We start from the raw sequence: 15,648 nt of genomic DNA on the forward strand, positions 1-15,648 counted from the left end.
GGCTTGAAAAACTCTGAACTGTTCGGAAATGCAGCGTATCTCTTCGGCCTGTCACGCCGGAGGTCGCGGGTTCGAGCCCCGTCACTCGCGCCATTTTTTCAACGAGTTAGCGAAAAAATGTGAACATGGCCGTGACGCGGACCGTAGGTTCGCGCATTTGATTCTCAGCCCTGTCGTCTTCCTGCCGGAGCATCTGCTTTCACCTGCACCCTCAAGCGGCATCGGTCTGACTATTCCCTGACGAATGATGTCGTCTGCCCGTTGTAGCCGCCGTTGCGCAGCGCCTGGCGGGGACTGCGGAGGCTCCGCTATAAATGCTGGCCGCAGACAGATGACAGCAGCCGCAACGATGCGCGCCGTCATCGGCGTAAGGCTCCTTCCTCGGCCTCCTTCCCCTCGTCCCGGAAGATAATCCAAGAGCGGCGATGAACCGCATCGGCAACCAGATCCGGTCACGACCAGAAACAAAGAAAAACCCCGCCTGATGGAGGCGGGGTTTTTAGATCGTTGAACGAGGCAGGTGCTGCCCCGATGCAGTGGAAGCGCCTTAGTTGACGGCGTCCTTGAGACCCTTGCCGGCGGTGAACTTCGGCACGGTACGGGCCGGAATCTTCACCTCGGCGCCGGTCTGCGGGTTACGGCCGGTCGACTCGGCACGCTTCGACACCGAGAAATTACCGAAACCGACAAGCCGGACGTCCCCACCATTCTTCAGTTCGCCGGTGATGACGGAGAACACCGCATCGACCGCCGACTGCGCGTCACCCTTGGAGAGTTTCGCAGCTTCGGCGACAGCGGACACCAGTTCGTTCTTGTTCATAAAATTTCCCTTCCATGAGAAAACCGGGACGAAAGACTCATCCGGCAGGAGCCGAACTTTAGAAAGAAGCACGGCTGCAACCAAGCGAAAATCCGGGTTGAACCCCTCAAAATCCCCCGTTTTCCGGGCTTTTCGAGCAAAAAGGCCGGGCATATGCCCGGCCCTTTTCAATTGATGCACTGCAATGTGAGCGAACGCTAATGCGCCAGCGACTTTGCAGCGTCGTCCGCGGTATCCACAGCTGCCGGCGTGCCGGCAGGTTCCACCCACTCGATCGGCTCCGGCATGCGCACCAGCGCATGCTGCAAGACCTCGCCGGCGCGGCTCACCGGAACGATCTCCAGACCGTTCTTCACGTTGTCCGGTATCTCGGCCAGATCCTTGGCGTTCTCTTCCGGTATCAGGACCTTCTTGATACCGCCGCGAAGCGCCGCCAGCAGCTTCTCTTTCAGCCCGCCGATCGGCAGCACCCTGCCGCGCAGCGTGATCTCGCCGGTCATCGCCACATCGGCCCGCACCGGAATGCCGGTGAGCACCGAGACGATGGCCGTGACCATGGCCACACCGGCCGAAGGACCGTCCTTGGGCGTCGCGCCTTCGGGAACGTGAACGTGAATGTCGCGCTTGTCGAACAGCGGGGGCTCCACGCCGAAATCGATGGCCCGCGAGCGGACATAGGATGCCGCAGCGGAAATCGATTCCTTCATGACGTCCTTCAGGTTGCCGGTGACCGTCATGCGCCCCTTGCCGGGCATCATCACGCCTTCGATCGTCAGCAACTCGCCGCCAACCTCCGTCCACGCCAGACCGGTGACGACACCGACCTGATCGTCCGTCTCGGCCATGCCGAAGCGATAGCGCTGAACACCCAGATAGTCGGCAAGATTGGCTTCGGTAATCTTCACCGACTTCTTCTTGGTCTTCAGGATCTCCGTCACCGCCTTGCGGCCGAGCTTCATCAGCTCGCGTTCCAGAGAGCGTACACCTGCCTCGCGGGTGTAGGTCTGGATAATGGCGCGGATGGCACCATCGGCAACCGAGAACTCCTTCGGCTGGAGCGCGTGGTCGCGGACCACCTTGGGCAGCAGGTGCCGCCTGGCGATCTCGACCTTCTCGTCCTCCGTGTAGCCGGCGATACGGATGATCTCCATGCGGTCCATAAGAGGCGCAGGAATGTTCAGCGTGTTCGCCGTCGTCACGAACATCACGCTCGACAGGTCGTATTCGACCTCGAGGTAATGGTCCATGAAGGACGCGTTCTGCTCCGGGTCCAGAACCTCCAGCAGCGCCGAGGACGGATCGCCGCGGAAGTCCTGTCCCATCTTGTCGATCTCGTCGAGCAGGAAGAGCGGGTTGGACTTCTTCGCCTTCTTCATCGACTGGATGACCTTGCCGGGCATCGAGCCGATATAGGTACGCCGGTGACCGCGGATCTCGGCCTCGTCACGCACGCCGCCAAGCGCCATGCGCACGAATTCGCGTCCCGTCGCCTTGGCGATGGACTTGCCGAGCGAGGTCTTGCCGACGCCGGGCGGGCCGACGAGGCACAGGATCGGGCCCTTCAGCTTCTTCTGGCGGCTCTGCACGGCCAGATACTCGACGATGCGCTCCTTGACCTTGTCGAGGCCGAAATGATCGGCATCGAGAACGGTCTGCGCATAGTTCAGGTCCTGCTTCACCTTGGAGTTACGACCCCACGGGATCGACAGCAGCCAGTCGAGATAATTGCGCACGACTGTGGCTTCGGCCGACATGGGCGACATGGTGCGCAGCTTCTTCAGCTCCGCTTCCGCCTTCTCGCGGGCTTCCTTCGAAAGCCGGGTCTTCTTGATGCGCGCTTCCAGTTCGGCGGCCTCGTCGCGGCCGTCCTCGCCCTCGCCGAGCTCCTTCTGGATCGCCTTCATCTGCTCGTTGAGGTAGTATTCGCGCTGCGTCTTCTCCATCTGGCGCTTGACGCGAGAGCGGATGCGCTTCTCCACCTGAAGAACGGAAATCTCCGCCTCCATGAAGCCCATGGCGCGCTCGAGACGCTCCTTCACCGAAAGGGTGGAGAGCATTTCCTGCTTCTCGGGAATCTTGATGGCGAGATGCGAAGCAACCGTATCGGCGAGCTTGGAATAGTCGTCGATCTGGCTGGCCGCGCCAACCACCTCCGGCGAAATCTTCTTGTTCAGCTTCACATAGTTTTCGAAGTCGGAGACCACGGAACGGGCGAGCGCCTCGATCTCGACCTCGTCTTCTTCCGGCTCCGTGAGCGCGGAAGCGTGGGCCTCGTGAAAGTCCGTGCGATCGGTGAAGCTGTCGATGCGCGCGCGCGCGGTGCCCTCGACCAGCACCTTGACGGTGCCGTCCGGCAGCTTCAGGAGCTGCAGCACATTGGCGAGCGTTCCCACCTCGTAGATGGCGCCGGCTTCGGGGTCGTCGTCAGCGGCGTTCATCTGGGTGGCGAGCAGGATCTGCTTTTCCTGACCCATCACCTCTTCCAGCGCCTTGATCGACTTTTCACGGCCGACAAAGAGGGGCACGATCATATGCGGGAAGACCACGATGTCACGCAGCGGGAGGACTGCGAACACACCATTGCCTGCGGACCGGGCTGTTTTGGCCATTGTCAAACCTTTCCTTCGCGCACGCCTTGAGCCGAACGCGAATCCTATATTAACGACCGGGGATCGTTCCGCCTACCACCGTTTGCGACGGAGGCTTACGCAGCGCGGACTTCAGCCCCGAACTCACCCGTTAGGTGGATGCCGGCAAAGCAAAGATCAAGGGCGGCAGTCGGCAATCGGCAATTGGCAGTCGGAAAAGAAGCTGCCGCGCACTGCTGTGTGCCGCCGGCTCCGACTGCCGATTGCCGACTGCCAAACGCCATCAGGCGCTGACGTTACCCTTCTTTTCCTTGGTATCGGAGTAGATGTAGAGCGGGCGTGCATTGCCCAACACGACCTCTTCGGAGATCACGACCTCGCGAACGCCTTCCAGCGCCGGCAGTTCGAACATGGAGTCCAGCAGGATCGCTTCCATGATGGAACGCAGGCCGCGCGCGCCCGTCTTGCGCTCGATGGCGCGGCGGGCAATGGCCGAAAGCGCGTTCTCATGGAAGGTAAGTTCCACATTCTCCATCTCGAACAGGCGCTGGTACTGCTTCACCAGCGCGTTCTTCGGCTCGGTCAGGATCTGCACCAGCGCAGCCTCGTCGAGATCCTCGAGCGTCGCCAGAACCGGCAGGCGGCCGACGAATTCGGGGATCAGGCCGAACTTGAGCAGGTCTTCCGGCTCAACCATGCGGAACAGTTCACCGGTGCGGCGCTCCTCGGGAGAAGCCACGGAGGCACCGAAACCGATGGAGGTCTTGCGGCCGCGATCGGAGATGATCTTGTCGAGTCCCGCGAAGGCGCCTCCGCAGATGAACAGGATGTTGGCCGTGTCCACCTGAAGGAATTCCTGCTGCGGATGCTTGCGCCCGCCCTGCGGCGGCACGGAGGCGACGGTGCCCTCCATGATCTTCAGGAGCGCCTGCTGCACGCCCTCGCCCGACACGTCGCGGGTGATCGAGGGATTGTCAGACTTGCGGCTGATCTTGTCGATCTCGTCGATATAGACGATGCCGCGCTGGGCCCGCTCGACATTGTAGTCGGCAGACTGCAACAGCTTCAGGATGATGTTCTCGACATCCTCGCCGACATAGCCCGCCTCGGTCAGCGTGGTGGCGTCCGCCATGGTGAAAGGCACGTCGATGATGCGGGCGAGCGTCTGCGCAAGCAGCGTCTTGCCGCAGCCGGTCGGGCCGATCAGCAGGATGTTGGACTTCGAAAGCTCGACGTCGTTGCTTTTGCCGGCATGGGCAAGGCGCTTGTAGTGATTGTGAACCGCAACCGACAGCACGCGCTTGGCATAGGGCTGGCCGATCACGTAATCATCGAGCACATTGATGATTTCCTGCGGTGTGGGCACGCCCTCGCGCGACTTCACCATCGAGGTCTTGTTCTCCTCGCGGATGATGTCCATGCAAAGTTCGACGCACTCGTCGCATATGAAGACGGTGGGACCGGCGATCAGCTTGCGCACTTCGTGCTGGCTCTTGCCGCAGAACGAGCAATAGAGCGTGTTCTTGGAATCTCCGCCGCCGCCGTTGCTGACCTTGCTCATCTTCCAGTCCTTTCATGACCGTCCGCCGGTGGCCTGGCCGGCAGGACGCATTCCCGTGCGCCGGGGGTTCCGCCGCTTTCGGCATCCCTTGGCACCCGCAACGCATTCCGTACGAAACACCAATCAGAAAACGTGGCAATGATTCCCGCAGCCCTGGTGAAGCTAAGCCGTCGAAAATCAACATTGCCTTAACGTAGGCAATCGCGTGGGCTGTGGGAACAGCAAATTGTGGCCGAAATGCCGCAAACAGTCTCAAAAGCGCGTCATTTCAGCCACCGCCGTCCGTCAGGCCGAAGCGGTATCCGCCTCGGCCGCCTCACGCGTGGAATGCACCTTGTCGATCAGCCCGAATGCCAGCGCCTCGTCCGCCGTCATGAAATGGTCGCGGTCGAGCGTCTTTTCAATGGTCTCGTAGTCCTTGCCGGTGTGCTTGACGTAGACCTCGTTGAGACGGCGCTTGAGCTTGATGATGTCCTGGGCATGGCGCTCGATGTCCGAGGCTTGCCCCTGGAACCCGCCCGAAGGCTGGTGAACCATGATGCGCGCGTTGGGGGTGGCGAAGCGCATGCCCTTCTCGCCCGCGCAAAGCAGCAGCGAGCCCATCGAGGCGGCCTGCCCGATGCAGAGCGTGGAAACGGCCGGCCTGATGAACTGCATGGTGTCGTAGATGGCCATGCCGCTCGTGACCACGCCGCCCGGCGAGTTGATGTAGAGCGAGATTTCCTTCTTCGGGTTCTCGGCCTCGAGGAACAGGAGCTGCGCGCAGACCAGCGTCGCCATGCCGTCTTCCACCGGACCGGTAATGAAAATGATGCGCTCCTTCAGAAGGCGCGAAAAGATATCATAGGCCCGCTCGCCGCGGTTGGTCTGCTCGACCACCATCGGAACGAGGTTCATGTAGGTTTCGATCGGGTCTTTCATGAATTGTCCTTGTCGAGATGGACCGGCACGGAACGGAGGCAAGGCCGGGATTGAATCATTCTGACTTTTCATCCCGTAAATAGGATGGCCGCTCACCCTTGCGCAAGGGTAAGACTGCAGCGCCTACCGTTAAGGTTGCCGTATGCCGGAATGAAACGCCGGCCCGCTTATGCAGGCCGGCGCATGTCGTCGACAAGGATACGGTGTCAGATCTTGAGCGTGCGGTTTTCCTCGCGGCCGACGCCGCGAACTTCAATGCGGTCGCCATAGACCTCGACAATCGAATAGGCGGTGGTGTCGGGCGTATCGACCATGCCCTTGAAGTTGAGGAAATGCTTGCCGCCGGTCTCGCCATAATTGCCGGCGTGGTTATGGCCGTTGAAGTAAGCGACGAAATTGTCGTAGCCGGTCAGCATTTCCACAATGCGCTCGGAGTCCCACTGGTTGTGCTCGTTGGCCGGATAGACCGGATAGTGATTGAGAACGATCACCTTCTCGCCGGCAGCCTGCGCCTTCTTCATGGTTTCCTCGGCCCATTCGAATTGCTCGTCGCTCAGGGAACCGTTCCAGCTCTGTGCGTTTTCCGCAGCCTTGGCCTTCAGCTCGTCCAGCCGGGCGGCTGCGATTTCACGGCGCGGATCGCCCTCCGGCGGCGCAAAGGTGCTGACATCGTTGCCATCGAGCACGAGGAAGCGATAGCCGCCGCCAGTGAAATCGTAATAGGCCTTGTCCATGCCAACCGTGCGGACGACCGAGGCGAGATATTCCTTTGCGATGTCGTAGTCGTGGTTGCCAAGCACGAAGAAATGCTCGTGCTTCAGCTTGTCGTAAAGCGGCAGGATATGGGAAAAACTCTCCCAGTGGCGGTCGATGATGTCGCCGAGCGTCGCCACGAACTGGAGGTCTTCCTTGTTGAACGCCTCTATGGCGTCCGACAGCTTCCAGAGGCTGTTGGCATAGTAGCGGTTCATCTTCAGGCTCGGGGCGACCGGCGCATATTGCGGGTCGGCCACGATGCCGAAACGGAACAGTGGACCGTTCTGCGCGACCGCGCCGGTGACGGCGAAACCGGCAAAAGGTGCGAAAAAGGCAGCGGCAGCGCCGCCCTTGATGATGTTGCGACGAGTGACCATGAATGGCCTCCTGGGCTTGTTGGAAGGACAAGCCGCAGCTACCTGCCTGTCATGACAAGCCAGTGACGGTACAGGCCAGTGACGGTACAGGGACTGTTCAGAGGCGGATCACATACTCCTTGCGAGTCGTTTCAAGGACTTCCCAGCTTCCCCTGAAGCCCGGCCTGAGGACAAAAGAGTCCCCGGCGCGCACGGTCCTCGCTTCGCCGCCCTCCTCCGTAATCACCGAAATGCCGGAGAGGATGCGGCAGTATTCCCATTCGTCGTACTCGATGCGCCATTTGCCGGATGTCGATTCCCAGACGCCGGCGTAGAGGTCGTCACCGTGTTCCTCGACATTCCATGTCCGGAATTGCGGATTGCCGGAAACGATACGCTCCGGCGCCGGTGCGCCGGCTTCCGGCTCGATGCCGGAAATGTCGAGGGTGAGGAGTTTGGGTTCGGACATGGCAACGGGCTCCGGTTTGCTCCGGAGCCCTGCGTGCCATGAAGATCAGGCCTTGGCCAGCGCCTGTTCCAGATCGGCGATGATATCCTTCGCGTCCTCGATGCCGACGGACAGGCGAACCGTATCGGGCCCCGCGCCGGCCAGCGTCTTCTGCTCGTCCGAGAGCTGGCGATGCGTGGTGGAAGCGGGGTGAATCACCAGCGACTTGGTGTCGCCGACATTGGCGAGGTGCGAGAACAGCTCCAGCCCCTCGACGAACTTGACGCCGGCGTCGTAGCCGCCCTTGAGGCCGAAGGTGAACACGGCGCCAGCGCCCTGCGGAGAATACTTCTTCTGCAGCGCATTGTTCGGATCGGAGGCGAGGCCGGGATAGGAAACCCACGACACCTTGGGATGCTTCGACAGCCATTCGGCCACCGCCAGCGCATTGTCGCAGTGACGCTGCATGCGCAGCGGCAGGGTTTCAAGGCCGGTGAGGATCATGAAGGCGTTGAAGGGCGAGATGGCCGGGCCGAAATCGCGCAGGCCGAGCACGCGCGTGGCGATGGCGAAGGCGAAATTGCCAAAAGTCTGATGCAGGACGATGCCGCCATATTCCGGGCGCGGCTCCGACAGCATCGGATATTTGCCGGACTTCGACCAGTCGAAGGTGCCGCCGTCGACGATGATGCCGCCGATGGAATTGCCATGACCGCCGATGAACTTGGTCAGCGAGTGCACCACGATGTCGGCGCCATGCTCGATCGGGCGCACCAGATAGGGCGAGGCCAGCGTGTTGTCGACCACCAGCGGCAGACCGTGCCTGTGCGCCACATCGGCCAGAGCGGCAAGATCGACGAACTCGCCATTCGGATTGGCAAGGCTCTCGACGAAGATGAACTTGGTCTTCTCGTCTATCTGGGACTCGAAGGTGGAAACGTCCTTCGGGTCGCCCCAGCGAACTTCCCAGCCGAAATTCTTGAAGGCATGGCCGAACTGGTTGATCGTGCCGCCATAAAGACGACGCGCGGCAATGAAGTTTTCCCCTGTCTTCAGCAGCGTGTGCGCCACCAGAAGCTGTGCGGCGTGACCCGAAGCCACCGCGAGCGCAGCCGTGCCGCCTTCAAGTGCCGCCACGCGCTCTTCAAGGGCTGCCTGCGTCGGGTTCATGATGCGGGTGTAGATGTTGCCGAATGCCTGCAATCCGAACAGCGACGCCGCATGGTCGGCATCGTTGAAGACGTAGGACGTCGTCTGGTAGATCGGGACCGCGCGCGCGCCGGTGGTCGGATCCGGCTTGGCGCCTGCATGAACGGCGAGCGTGTTGAAGCCGGGGGCATTCTGCGACATTTCATTCCTCCAGAAAGGGAAAATCGGAAACTCTGTGCTATCATTGGGATCAGCAAAGCAAGTTGCAAAGCGCAAAACACCACACTCGCGACTTCTTTGGAACAAAAATCCCCTTTTGCCGCAGAATATCGGAATTCCATTCCAGCCTTGCTCATGGCGCCGCAGGCTGCCATCCCATAGACGCGCAGATACCGTTCTGCCCGCCCATATTGAAACCCATTGTGCGAATGTGCTTCTCATAGGCTCCATTCGACCGGAGCCATGCCATGCCAGCCCAGATCACGCATAAGCCGACCCTCACCACGGAAGAAATCAACGAGCTGATGGGCTCCGTCTATCCGCAACTGAACGAAGGCGGACGCGCCTATGAGGCGATCGACGTCTTTCCCGGCGGCTGCAAGGTGCGGCTGAACGCCGACGAGCGGCATTTGCGTCCGGGCGGAACGGTTTCCGGTCCCACGCTGTTCACGCTCGCCGATATTGGCGGCTATGTGCTGGTTCTGACCCATGCCGGGGCAGATGCTCTTTCGGTGACCACGAATCTCAACATCAACTTCATGCGCAAGGCCGATGCCGGTCCCATCGATGCCCATTGCCGCATCCTCAAGCTCGGCAAGAGCCTCATGGTATTCGACGCCGATATCGTGGCCGGCCCCGACGGGCACAGCATCGCCCATGCGACAGGCACCTATTCCATCCCGCCAGTCCGCAACACGGAAAATCATGGGGTAAAATAATACCTTCAAATTAACATTATGTTTTTGTTACATGTTTTTGTGAAACAGACCAATTCATCAACTTGACGGTGCCCTCACCCTCCCCTATAAGCCGCCATGCAGACGATGACCTTTAAGGTCGGCGTTTGCTGTTGGCGGCGCGGGCCTCCAATCCAAGCAACAAGAAACGCCGTGCCGGCCGCAAGGCAGGCAGGGTCCCAACCGGAAACAGAACCATGACAACCTTTTCGCAGAAGCCTGCGGACGTGGTGAAGAAGTGGGTACTGATCGACGCCGAAGGTCTCGTCGTCGGCCGCCTCGCCTCTCTCGTCGCCAACCGTCTGCGCGGCAAGCATAAAGCCACCTTCACCCCCCATGTCGACGACGGTGACAACGTCATCATCATCAATGCCGACAAGGTGGTGTTCACCGGCAACAAGTACACCGACAAGAAGTACTACTGGCACACCGGCCACCCCGGCGGCATCAAGGAGCGCACTGCGCGCCAGATCATCGAGGGGCGCTTCCCGGAGCGCGTCATCGAGAAGGCTGTCGAGCGCATGATTCCGCGCGGCCCGCTCGGCCGTCGCCAGATGAAGAACCTGCGCGTCTATGCAGGCACCGAACACCCCCACACGGCCCAGCAGCCCGAGACGCTCGACGTCGGCGCGCTGAACGCCAAGAACAAGAAGGTCAAGTAATGGCTGAGCAGCTCTCCTCGCTCGCGGAACTGGGCTCGGTGGCCCAGACCTCGCAGCCGGCCGCACCGGTCCACGTCCAGAAGCTCGACAAGTCGGGCCGCGCCTATGCCACCGGCAAGCGCAAGGACGCCATCGCCCGCGTATGGGTCAAGCCCGGCTCCGGCAAGATCGTCATCAACGGCAAGGAGTACGACAAGTACTTCGCACGTCCGGTCCTCCAGATGATCCTGAACCAGCCGATTGTCGCGGCCAACCGTGTCGGCCAGTACGACATCGTTGCCACCGTGGCCGGCGGCGGTCTTTCGGGTCAGGCGGGCGCCGTGCGTCACGGCATCTCCAAGGCTCTTACCTATTACGAGCCGGAACTGCGCGGCGTGCTGAAGAAGGGTGGGTTCCTCACCCGCGACAGCCGCGTCGTCGAGCGCAAGAAGTACGGCCGCGCCAAGGCACGCCGTTCGTTCCAGTTCTCGAAGCGCTAAGCTTCGGCTCATCCCGACATCGAAAAGGCCGCCTTTCGGGCGGCCTTTTTGCATTCAAGGCAGGGCCGGCGTTCAGTTGATGCTCGCCGTCCTCCGTGCGGCTTGCAGGTGGTGGTCCGATCCAGCCAGCTGTCACGCATGACCACGAACACGCCATCTGCGGAACGGCGTATATCGACCTCGACCATTTCCGCCCCATCGGCGGCCGACGCGGCGAGCGCCGCAAGCGAATTTTCAGGATAGCGCGTCTTGCCTTCACGCAGACCGCCTGCCCTGTGGGCCACGATCATGACATGATCCCGCCAGCGGTTGGCCTGCTCGAAACGCTCCAGTATCCGGTCCACGCGCATTTCACCGGCGGTTGCCTTTGCAGCAGCAGGCAAGAGGAAGGCGGCGGCAAGCGTCAGGCGCGCCCAGAACATTCGCATCAGAACCGCTCCGTCGAACGTGTCGGGCGTGGTCTATGCCGATGCCATGACGGGCACGTGAACGAAGCCGGCTTATGCGGATATGAAAAAGGCCCCGCTTGGCGGGGCCTTTTTCTGAAACGCAGAGGAGACTGTGGCCGGGATCAGTTGCCCGCAGCCTTGGCCTTTTCCTGCTCTTCCTTGAGCTTCTTGGCGAAGTCCTCGTTGTTCTTGGAAACGAACTCCTGAAGCTTCTTCTGGCGCTCCTCAAGATCGGAGGCCTGCATCGCCGGCCCTTCGAAGGCGCCGGTGAAGCCCTCGAGCGAAATCTGGATCGGGTTGGGCTGATTCTGGAAATTGATCGAGGTCAGCACGATCTGGGAGCCCTTCTTGAACGAAGCGACGAGCTGGTCGGTCATCGGAACCTCGGCCACGCAACGGTCGGGGAAGCAGATGACATAGTCGAGCTTCTGGGCCTTGCCGCCGTCAATCTGAAGGGCGATGCCGGGAGGAACGAGACGGCCGCTCGGCACGGTCACCTGGAAAACCTTGCGGTTCACCTTGCCGCGCAGATCGATCATGCTCACGCCGGTGACGAGCTGGCCATTGCCTGCGGTGACGATGTTCTGCACATTGCAGATGTCGACATCCTCCTGCTTCGAGCAGGCCTTGAACCAGCCCTGCGGAATCTGCTGGGCCGAAGCCTGCGGCAGTCCGGCTGCGAGGAACCCGGCCACGCCAGCGGCCATGACCGACAGACGGTACGCTTTGGATTTCAGGCTGGACATAAGGTGCGCTTCCTCTCGACTTTGTGCCCGCGGCGCTGGCCCGACGCCGCACCGCAACGCTACCTGTTGCGTAAATGAGGCAACAGGATGGCTCGCGCGGCGTGTTACACTGCCAGCGTCGCCGAATCCAGTCCGCGCGGTGCATTTCTTGACTGTGACCAACGGATTTGCGCATCGCGTGGTAACTTGGCCACCGAATCAACGTGCCGCTCCACCGAGACCGAGTAATGAGACGAACCGCCCTCTGGCTGACTGCCGCCCTTTCGCTGCTGTCTATCCTGCCCCGGAACGCCTCGGCAGAACCACGACATGCCATCGCCATGCAGGGCGAACCGGCCCTGCCCGGGGATTTCACGCATTTCGGCTATGCCAATCCCGATGCGCCGAAGGGGGGCGAGATCACCTATTGCGTGGTCGGCACCTTCGACAATCTCAACCCGTTCATCCTCAAGAGCCTGCGTACCACTGCGCGCGGCGTGATCGACACGATCTTCGGCAACCTCGTCTTCGAACCGCTGATGCAGCGCAACATGGACGAAGCCTTCAGCCTCTACGGGCTGCTGGCCAAGAGCGTGGAGATGGACGAGGACCGCAAATGGATCGAATTTCATCTGGACCCGGATGCAAAATGGTCCGACGGCCAGCCGGTGACGCCGGAAGACGTGCTGTTCACCTATGATGTGTTCACCGAGAAGGGCCGTCCACCCTACTCCGACCGGATGAAGCGGGTGGAAAAGCTGGAGAAGACCGGCGACCACAGCGTGCGCTTCACCTTCAACGAGCATGCCGACCGCGAATTTCCGCTGATCATCGCCGCAACGCCCATCGTGCCAAAGCATTTCTTCGACAAGGAGAGCTTCGACCGGGGCACGCTGAAGCCGGTGACGGGCTCCGGCCCCTACCTCATCGAGCAGGTGGTGCCCGGCCAGCGCATCGTGTTCCGGCGCAATCAGGACTACTGGGGCAAGGATACCCCGACCAAACGGGGCTTCGACAATTTCGACAGGATCACCATCGAATATTTCCTGAACGCCACCGCACAGTTCGAAGCCTTCAAGAAAGGCATCTGCACCGCCTATGCCGGCCCGCTCTACACCGGCATGGGCCCGTTGCAGGTGGAGCGGGAATTCGACTTCCCTGCGGCGAAGGACGGGCGGGTGATCGTGAAAGCCTACGATCTCGGCATTCCGCCTGTCGTGAACGGCTTTCTGTTCAATACGCGGCTCTACAAATTCGCAGACCCGACCGTGCGGCGGGCGCTCGGCATGCTCTATGATTTCGAATGGGCCAACAAGAACATGTTCGGCGGCAAGCTCACCCGCACCATGAGCTACTGGCAGGGCTCGGAGCTTTCCGCGCTCGGCCATCCGGCCAGCGAAAAGGAAAAAGCGCTGCTCGCCCCCTTCCCCGGCCGCGTTCCGGCCGATGTGATGGACGGCACCTGGCGTCCTCCGGTGAACGACGGATCGGGACAGGATCGCGCAGCGCTCAAGGCCGCGCTCGACCTGCTCAGGAGCGCCGGGTTCAGGATCGAGAACGGGGTGATGCTCGATCCGGACGGACAGGCTTTCGGCTTCGAAATCCTCACCGCCTCGCAGGAGGAGGAGCGGCTGGCCGCCCTCTACCAGCGCACGCTGGCCAAGCTCGGCATCGCGGTGACGATCCGCGCGCTCGACGGCGACCAGATCCAGTCACGCAAGCAGCGCTTCGACTTCGAGGTGCTGATCGGCTCCAGCGGCTTCAACAATTCGCTGTCGCCCGGTATCGAGCAGATCGGGCGCTGGGGCTCGGAGGCAGCCGACCGCGAGGGATCGTTCAACCTTGCCGGCGTTTCCGATCCTGCCGTCGATGCGGCCATCGAAGCCATGCTCAACGCCCGCGAAAAGGACGATTTCGTCGCAGCGGTGCGTGTCCTCGACCGGCTGCTGATCTCCGGCAACTACATGGTGCCGATGCAGCACAACCCGCAGCAACTGATCGCCTACTGGAACAAGCTCGGGAATCCTGAAAAAGGCCCGCTTTTCGGCTTCCAGTTGCCGACATGGTGGGTGAAACCGAACTGACAGCCCGCGAAAGGAGCAGGCCATGACAGCATCCGTTTCCGTTGCCATCGACGTCGTTTCCGACGTCGTATGCCCCTGGTGCTTCATCGGCCTGAAGCGGTTGGAAAAGGCGATCGCCGCCGCCGGAGCCGTCGAGGTTCACGTCAGCTGGCGGCCGTTCCAGCTCGATCCCGGCATCCCGGAACAGGGTCTCAACCGCCGCGACTACATGCTCGGCAAGTTCGGCAGCGAGGACCGAATCCGTGAAATCCACGCCCGCATCGAGCCGCTGGGCGCCGCCGAAGGGATCGCCTTCGACTTCGACGCCATCACGGTTTCGCCCAATACGCTCGATGCCCACCGGCTTATCCGCTGGGCCGCAGCGAATGGCGAGGAGGTGCAGGGCAGACTGGTGCGCCTGCTGTTCAGCCTCTATTTCGAACAAGGCCGGAACATCGGCGACCATGCGGTGCTGATTGCCGCAGCGCGGGAAGCCGGCATGGATTCAGCGGTGGTGGAAACGCTGCTGCCCTCCGACGCGGATACGGATGCCGTTCGCAACGAAATCGCCACCGCTTCGCGGATGGGCGTGACCGGCGTGCCTTGCTTCCTGCTGGAGCGCCGTTACGCCGTGATGGGCGCGCAGGACACCGATACGCTGGCCGATGCCATCCGGCAGGTGGCCGCGGCCAAGGCACGCGGTGAACTGGACGGCGCGCAGTAAAACATGTCGCCCAAAGGTGGGAACCGATTTAGGGACAAGGACATGCTTCAAGACAAGGACTTAAAGAGCGGGGAGCGAACCTGAAAAATCGCTATGCGCTTTGGCGACTGGCAAGCTGTCCCAATAAGGCCGGAAACAAGCTCCGGCAGGAATTGTCGATCTCTTGTTGCGCCGCCATCGCCCCATGCGCGCAGTCCGGCGCGGAAGCACTGGCGGTGATTTTTCAGGAGCGGTGACCGGAGCCGGGCGTATCGTCGAGGCCGCCCATTCCAGGCCCTCCGCCCATGCCGCCGCCTCCCATTCCCATGCCTCCGCCCATTCCGCTGCCGCCGCGTCCACCGGAGCCCTGTCCCTGCCTGCCTTCGCCCTTGCCGCGCCCGCCGGCGCCGGACGGCCGCGTCGGGCCCTGCATGGGGATAGAAAGATCGGCGGGGATCGGGCCGATGTCGAGCGCCTCGCGGATGAAATCGCGTAACGAGACGACAAGCTCATGCGTATGCACCGGGTGGCCGGCGACCAGCTCGCGCGCGGCGCGTTCGGCCAGCCGAACCTGCTGCTCGGTGCCGAGCAGGATGATGTCGGAAAGTGCTGCCTCCACCGCGTCGCGGATGCGCCGGGGACGGTCGGACCCCGTCTCCACGTCAGGGACTACGACGCTGACAGTTTCAGCATCTTCCACATCATCTTCCATGCCGGCGGCAGAGCCTTCGTGCCGACGAAGATCGCGCAGATGGCGCGGATCGACCGCCAGATCGCCGGTGAAGGAACCGCCGAGCACCTTGTAGGCGGCGATCAGCGTGCGCAGGCGCTCGTTGATCTGGCGGTTCATCCGCTCCCGGCGCTGCTGGATGGTGAACATCATGATCAACCGGATGCCCATGCTGATGAGCGTGAAGAGCGCCAGCCCGACCACCGTGAACAGGATGCTCTGCCAGGAGCTGAAATCGAAATTACGCAGCATCTGCCCTCCGCTCCCGATTGCGCCACACAT

15 protein-coding genes are annotated in these 15,648 nt (G+C 61.7%); 5 read left to right on the forward strand and 10 right to left on the reverse strand.

Annotated features, from left to right (window positions below):
* Positions 1-547 precede the first annotated feature (547 nt).
* The 7 genes from hupB to DES43_RS17720 all read right to left on the reverse strand — a co-directional run bounded on the left by hupB (position 548) and on the right by DES43_RS17720 (position 8,800).
* Positions 548-820, reverse strand: a complete 273-nt coding sequence (gene hupB, locus DES43_RS17690; RefSeq protein ID WP_035025575.1) for a DNA-binding protein HupB — start codon at positions 818-820, stop codon at positions 548-550.
* A gap of 197 nt (positions 821-1,017) precedes the next feature.
* Positions 1,018-3,429, reverse strand: coding sequence for an endopeptidase La (gene lon / locus DES43_RS17695; RefSeq protein WP_035025576.1), 2,412 nt, complete (start codon positions 3,427-3,429; stop codon positions 1,018-1,020).
* A 262-nt stretch (positions 3,430-3,691) separates the two neighbouring features.
* Positions 3,692-4,969, reverse strand: a complete 1,278-nt coding sequence (clpX, locus tag DES43_RS17700) for an ATP-dependent Clp protease ATP-binding subunit ClpX (protein WP_035025578.1) — start codon at positions 4,967-4,969, stop codon at positions 3,692-3,694.
* Between the two features lie 285 nt (positions 4,970-5,254).
* Positions 5,255-5,890, reverse strand: a complete 636-nt coding sequence (clpP, locus tag DES43_RS17705; protein ID WP_035025580.1) for an ATP-dependent Clp endopeptidase proteolytic subunit ClpP — start codon at positions 5,888-5,890, stop codon at positions 5,255-5,257.
* Between the two features lie 206 nt (positions 5,891-6,096).
* Positions 6,097-7,023 carry a metallophosphoesterase gene (locus tag DES43_RS17710; protein WP_035025582.1) on the reverse strand — a complete coding sequence of 309 codons (927 nt, stop codon included), beginning with the start codon at positions 7,021-7,023 and terminating at the stop codon, positions 6,097-6,099.
* A 97-nt stretch (positions 7,024-7,120) separates the two neighbouring features.
* Entirely contained in the window at positions 7,121-7,471 is a 351-nt protein-coding gene (locus DES43_RS17715; protein WP_035025585.1) for a cupin domain-containing protein, read from the reverse strand.
* 45 nt (positions 7,472-7,516) lie between these two features.
* Positions 7,517-8,800 (reverse strand): O-acetylhomoserine aminocarboxypropyltransferase, encoded by a 1,284-nt coding sequence (locus tag DES43_RS17720; protein ID WP_035025586.1) that lies wholly within the window; start codon positions 8,798-8,800, stop codon positions 7,517-7,519.
* A gap of 266 nt (positions 8,801-9,066) precedes the next feature.
* Between DES43_RS17720 and DES43_RS17725 the strand changes: the two genes are divergently transcribed.
* The 3 genes from DES43_RS17725 (at position 9,067) to rpsI (ending at position 10,696) form a co-directional block, all read left to right on the forward strand.
* Complete coding sequence (locus DES43_RS17725; RefSeq protein ID WP_035025587.1) at positions 9,067-9,537, forward strand: PaaI family thioesterase; 471 nt, start codon at positions 9,067-9,069, stop codon at positions 9,535-9,537.
* Between the two features lie 215 nt (positions 9,538-9,752).
* Positions 9,753-10,217: a 50S ribosomal protein L13 gene (gene rplM / locus DES43_RS17730; RefSeq protein ID WP_035025589.1), complete on the forward strand. Its 465-nt coding sequence runs from the start codon at positions 9,753-9,755 to the stop codon at positions 10,215-10,217.
* The gene (gene rpsI, locus DES43_RS17735) at positions 10,217-10,696 is read left to right on the forward strand and encodes a 30S ribosomal protein S9 (RefSeq protein WP_035025591.1); all 480 of its coding nucleotides are present in this window, start codon (positions 10,217-10,219) and stop codon (positions 10,694-10,696) included. The genes rplM and rpsI overlap by 1 nt, the downstream gene beginning before the upstream one ends.
* A gap of 8 nt (positions 10,697-10,704) precedes the next feature.
* Here rpsI and DES43_RS17740 read toward each other — a convergent pair whose 3' ends face one another.
* Both DES43_RS17740 and DES43_RS17745 read right to left on the reverse strand, forming a co-directional pair.
* Positions 10,705-11,124 carry a glycerophosphodiester phosphodiesterase family protein gene (locus DES43_RS17740; protein WP_084496453.1) on the reverse strand — a complete coding sequence of 140 codons (420 nt, stop codon included), beginning with the start codon at positions 11,122-11,124 and terminating at the stop codon, positions 10,705-10,707.
* Between the two features lie 143 nt (positions 11,125-11,267).
* Positions 11,268-11,891 carry an invasion associated locus B family protein gene (locus DES43_RS17745; RefSeq protein WP_035025595.1) on the reverse strand — a complete coding sequence of 208 codons (624 nt, stop codon included), beginning with the start codon at positions 11,889-11,891 and terminating at the stop codon, positions 11,268-11,270.
* A 227-nt stretch (positions 11,892-12,118) separates the two neighbouring features.
* On the opposite strand from DES43_RS17745, the gene DES43_RS17750 reads away from it, so the two are divergent.
* On the forward strand, positions 12,119-13,954 hold the full coding sequence (locus tag DES43_RS17750; RefSeq protein ID WP_035025596.1) for an extracellular solute-binding protein: 1,836 nt from the start codon (positions 12,119-12,121) through the stop codon (positions 13,952-13,954).
* 22 nt (positions 13,955-13,976) lie between these two features.
* Positions 13,977-14,657, forward strand: a complete 681-nt coding sequence (locus tag DES43_RS17755) for a DsbA family oxidoreductase (protein ID WP_035025598.1) — start codon at positions 13,977-13,979, stop codon at positions 14,655-14,657.
* 223 nt (positions 14,658-14,880) lie between these two features.
* Here the strand turns inward: DES43_RS17755 and DES43_RS17760 are convergent, their stop codons facing one another.
* On the reverse strand, positions 14,881-15,618 hold the full coding sequence (locus DES43_RS17760; RefSeq protein WP_035025602.1) for a hypothetical protein: 738 nt from the start codon (positions 15,616-15,618) through the stop codon (positions 14,881-14,883).
* Positions 15,619-15,648 lie beyond the last annotated feature (30 nt).

The organism is Aquamicrobium defluvii (genome assembly GCF_004363725.1).
Lineage (GTDB): Bacteria > Pseudomonadota > Alphaproteobacteria > Rhizobiales > Rhizobiaceae > Mesorhizobium > Mesorhizobium defluvii.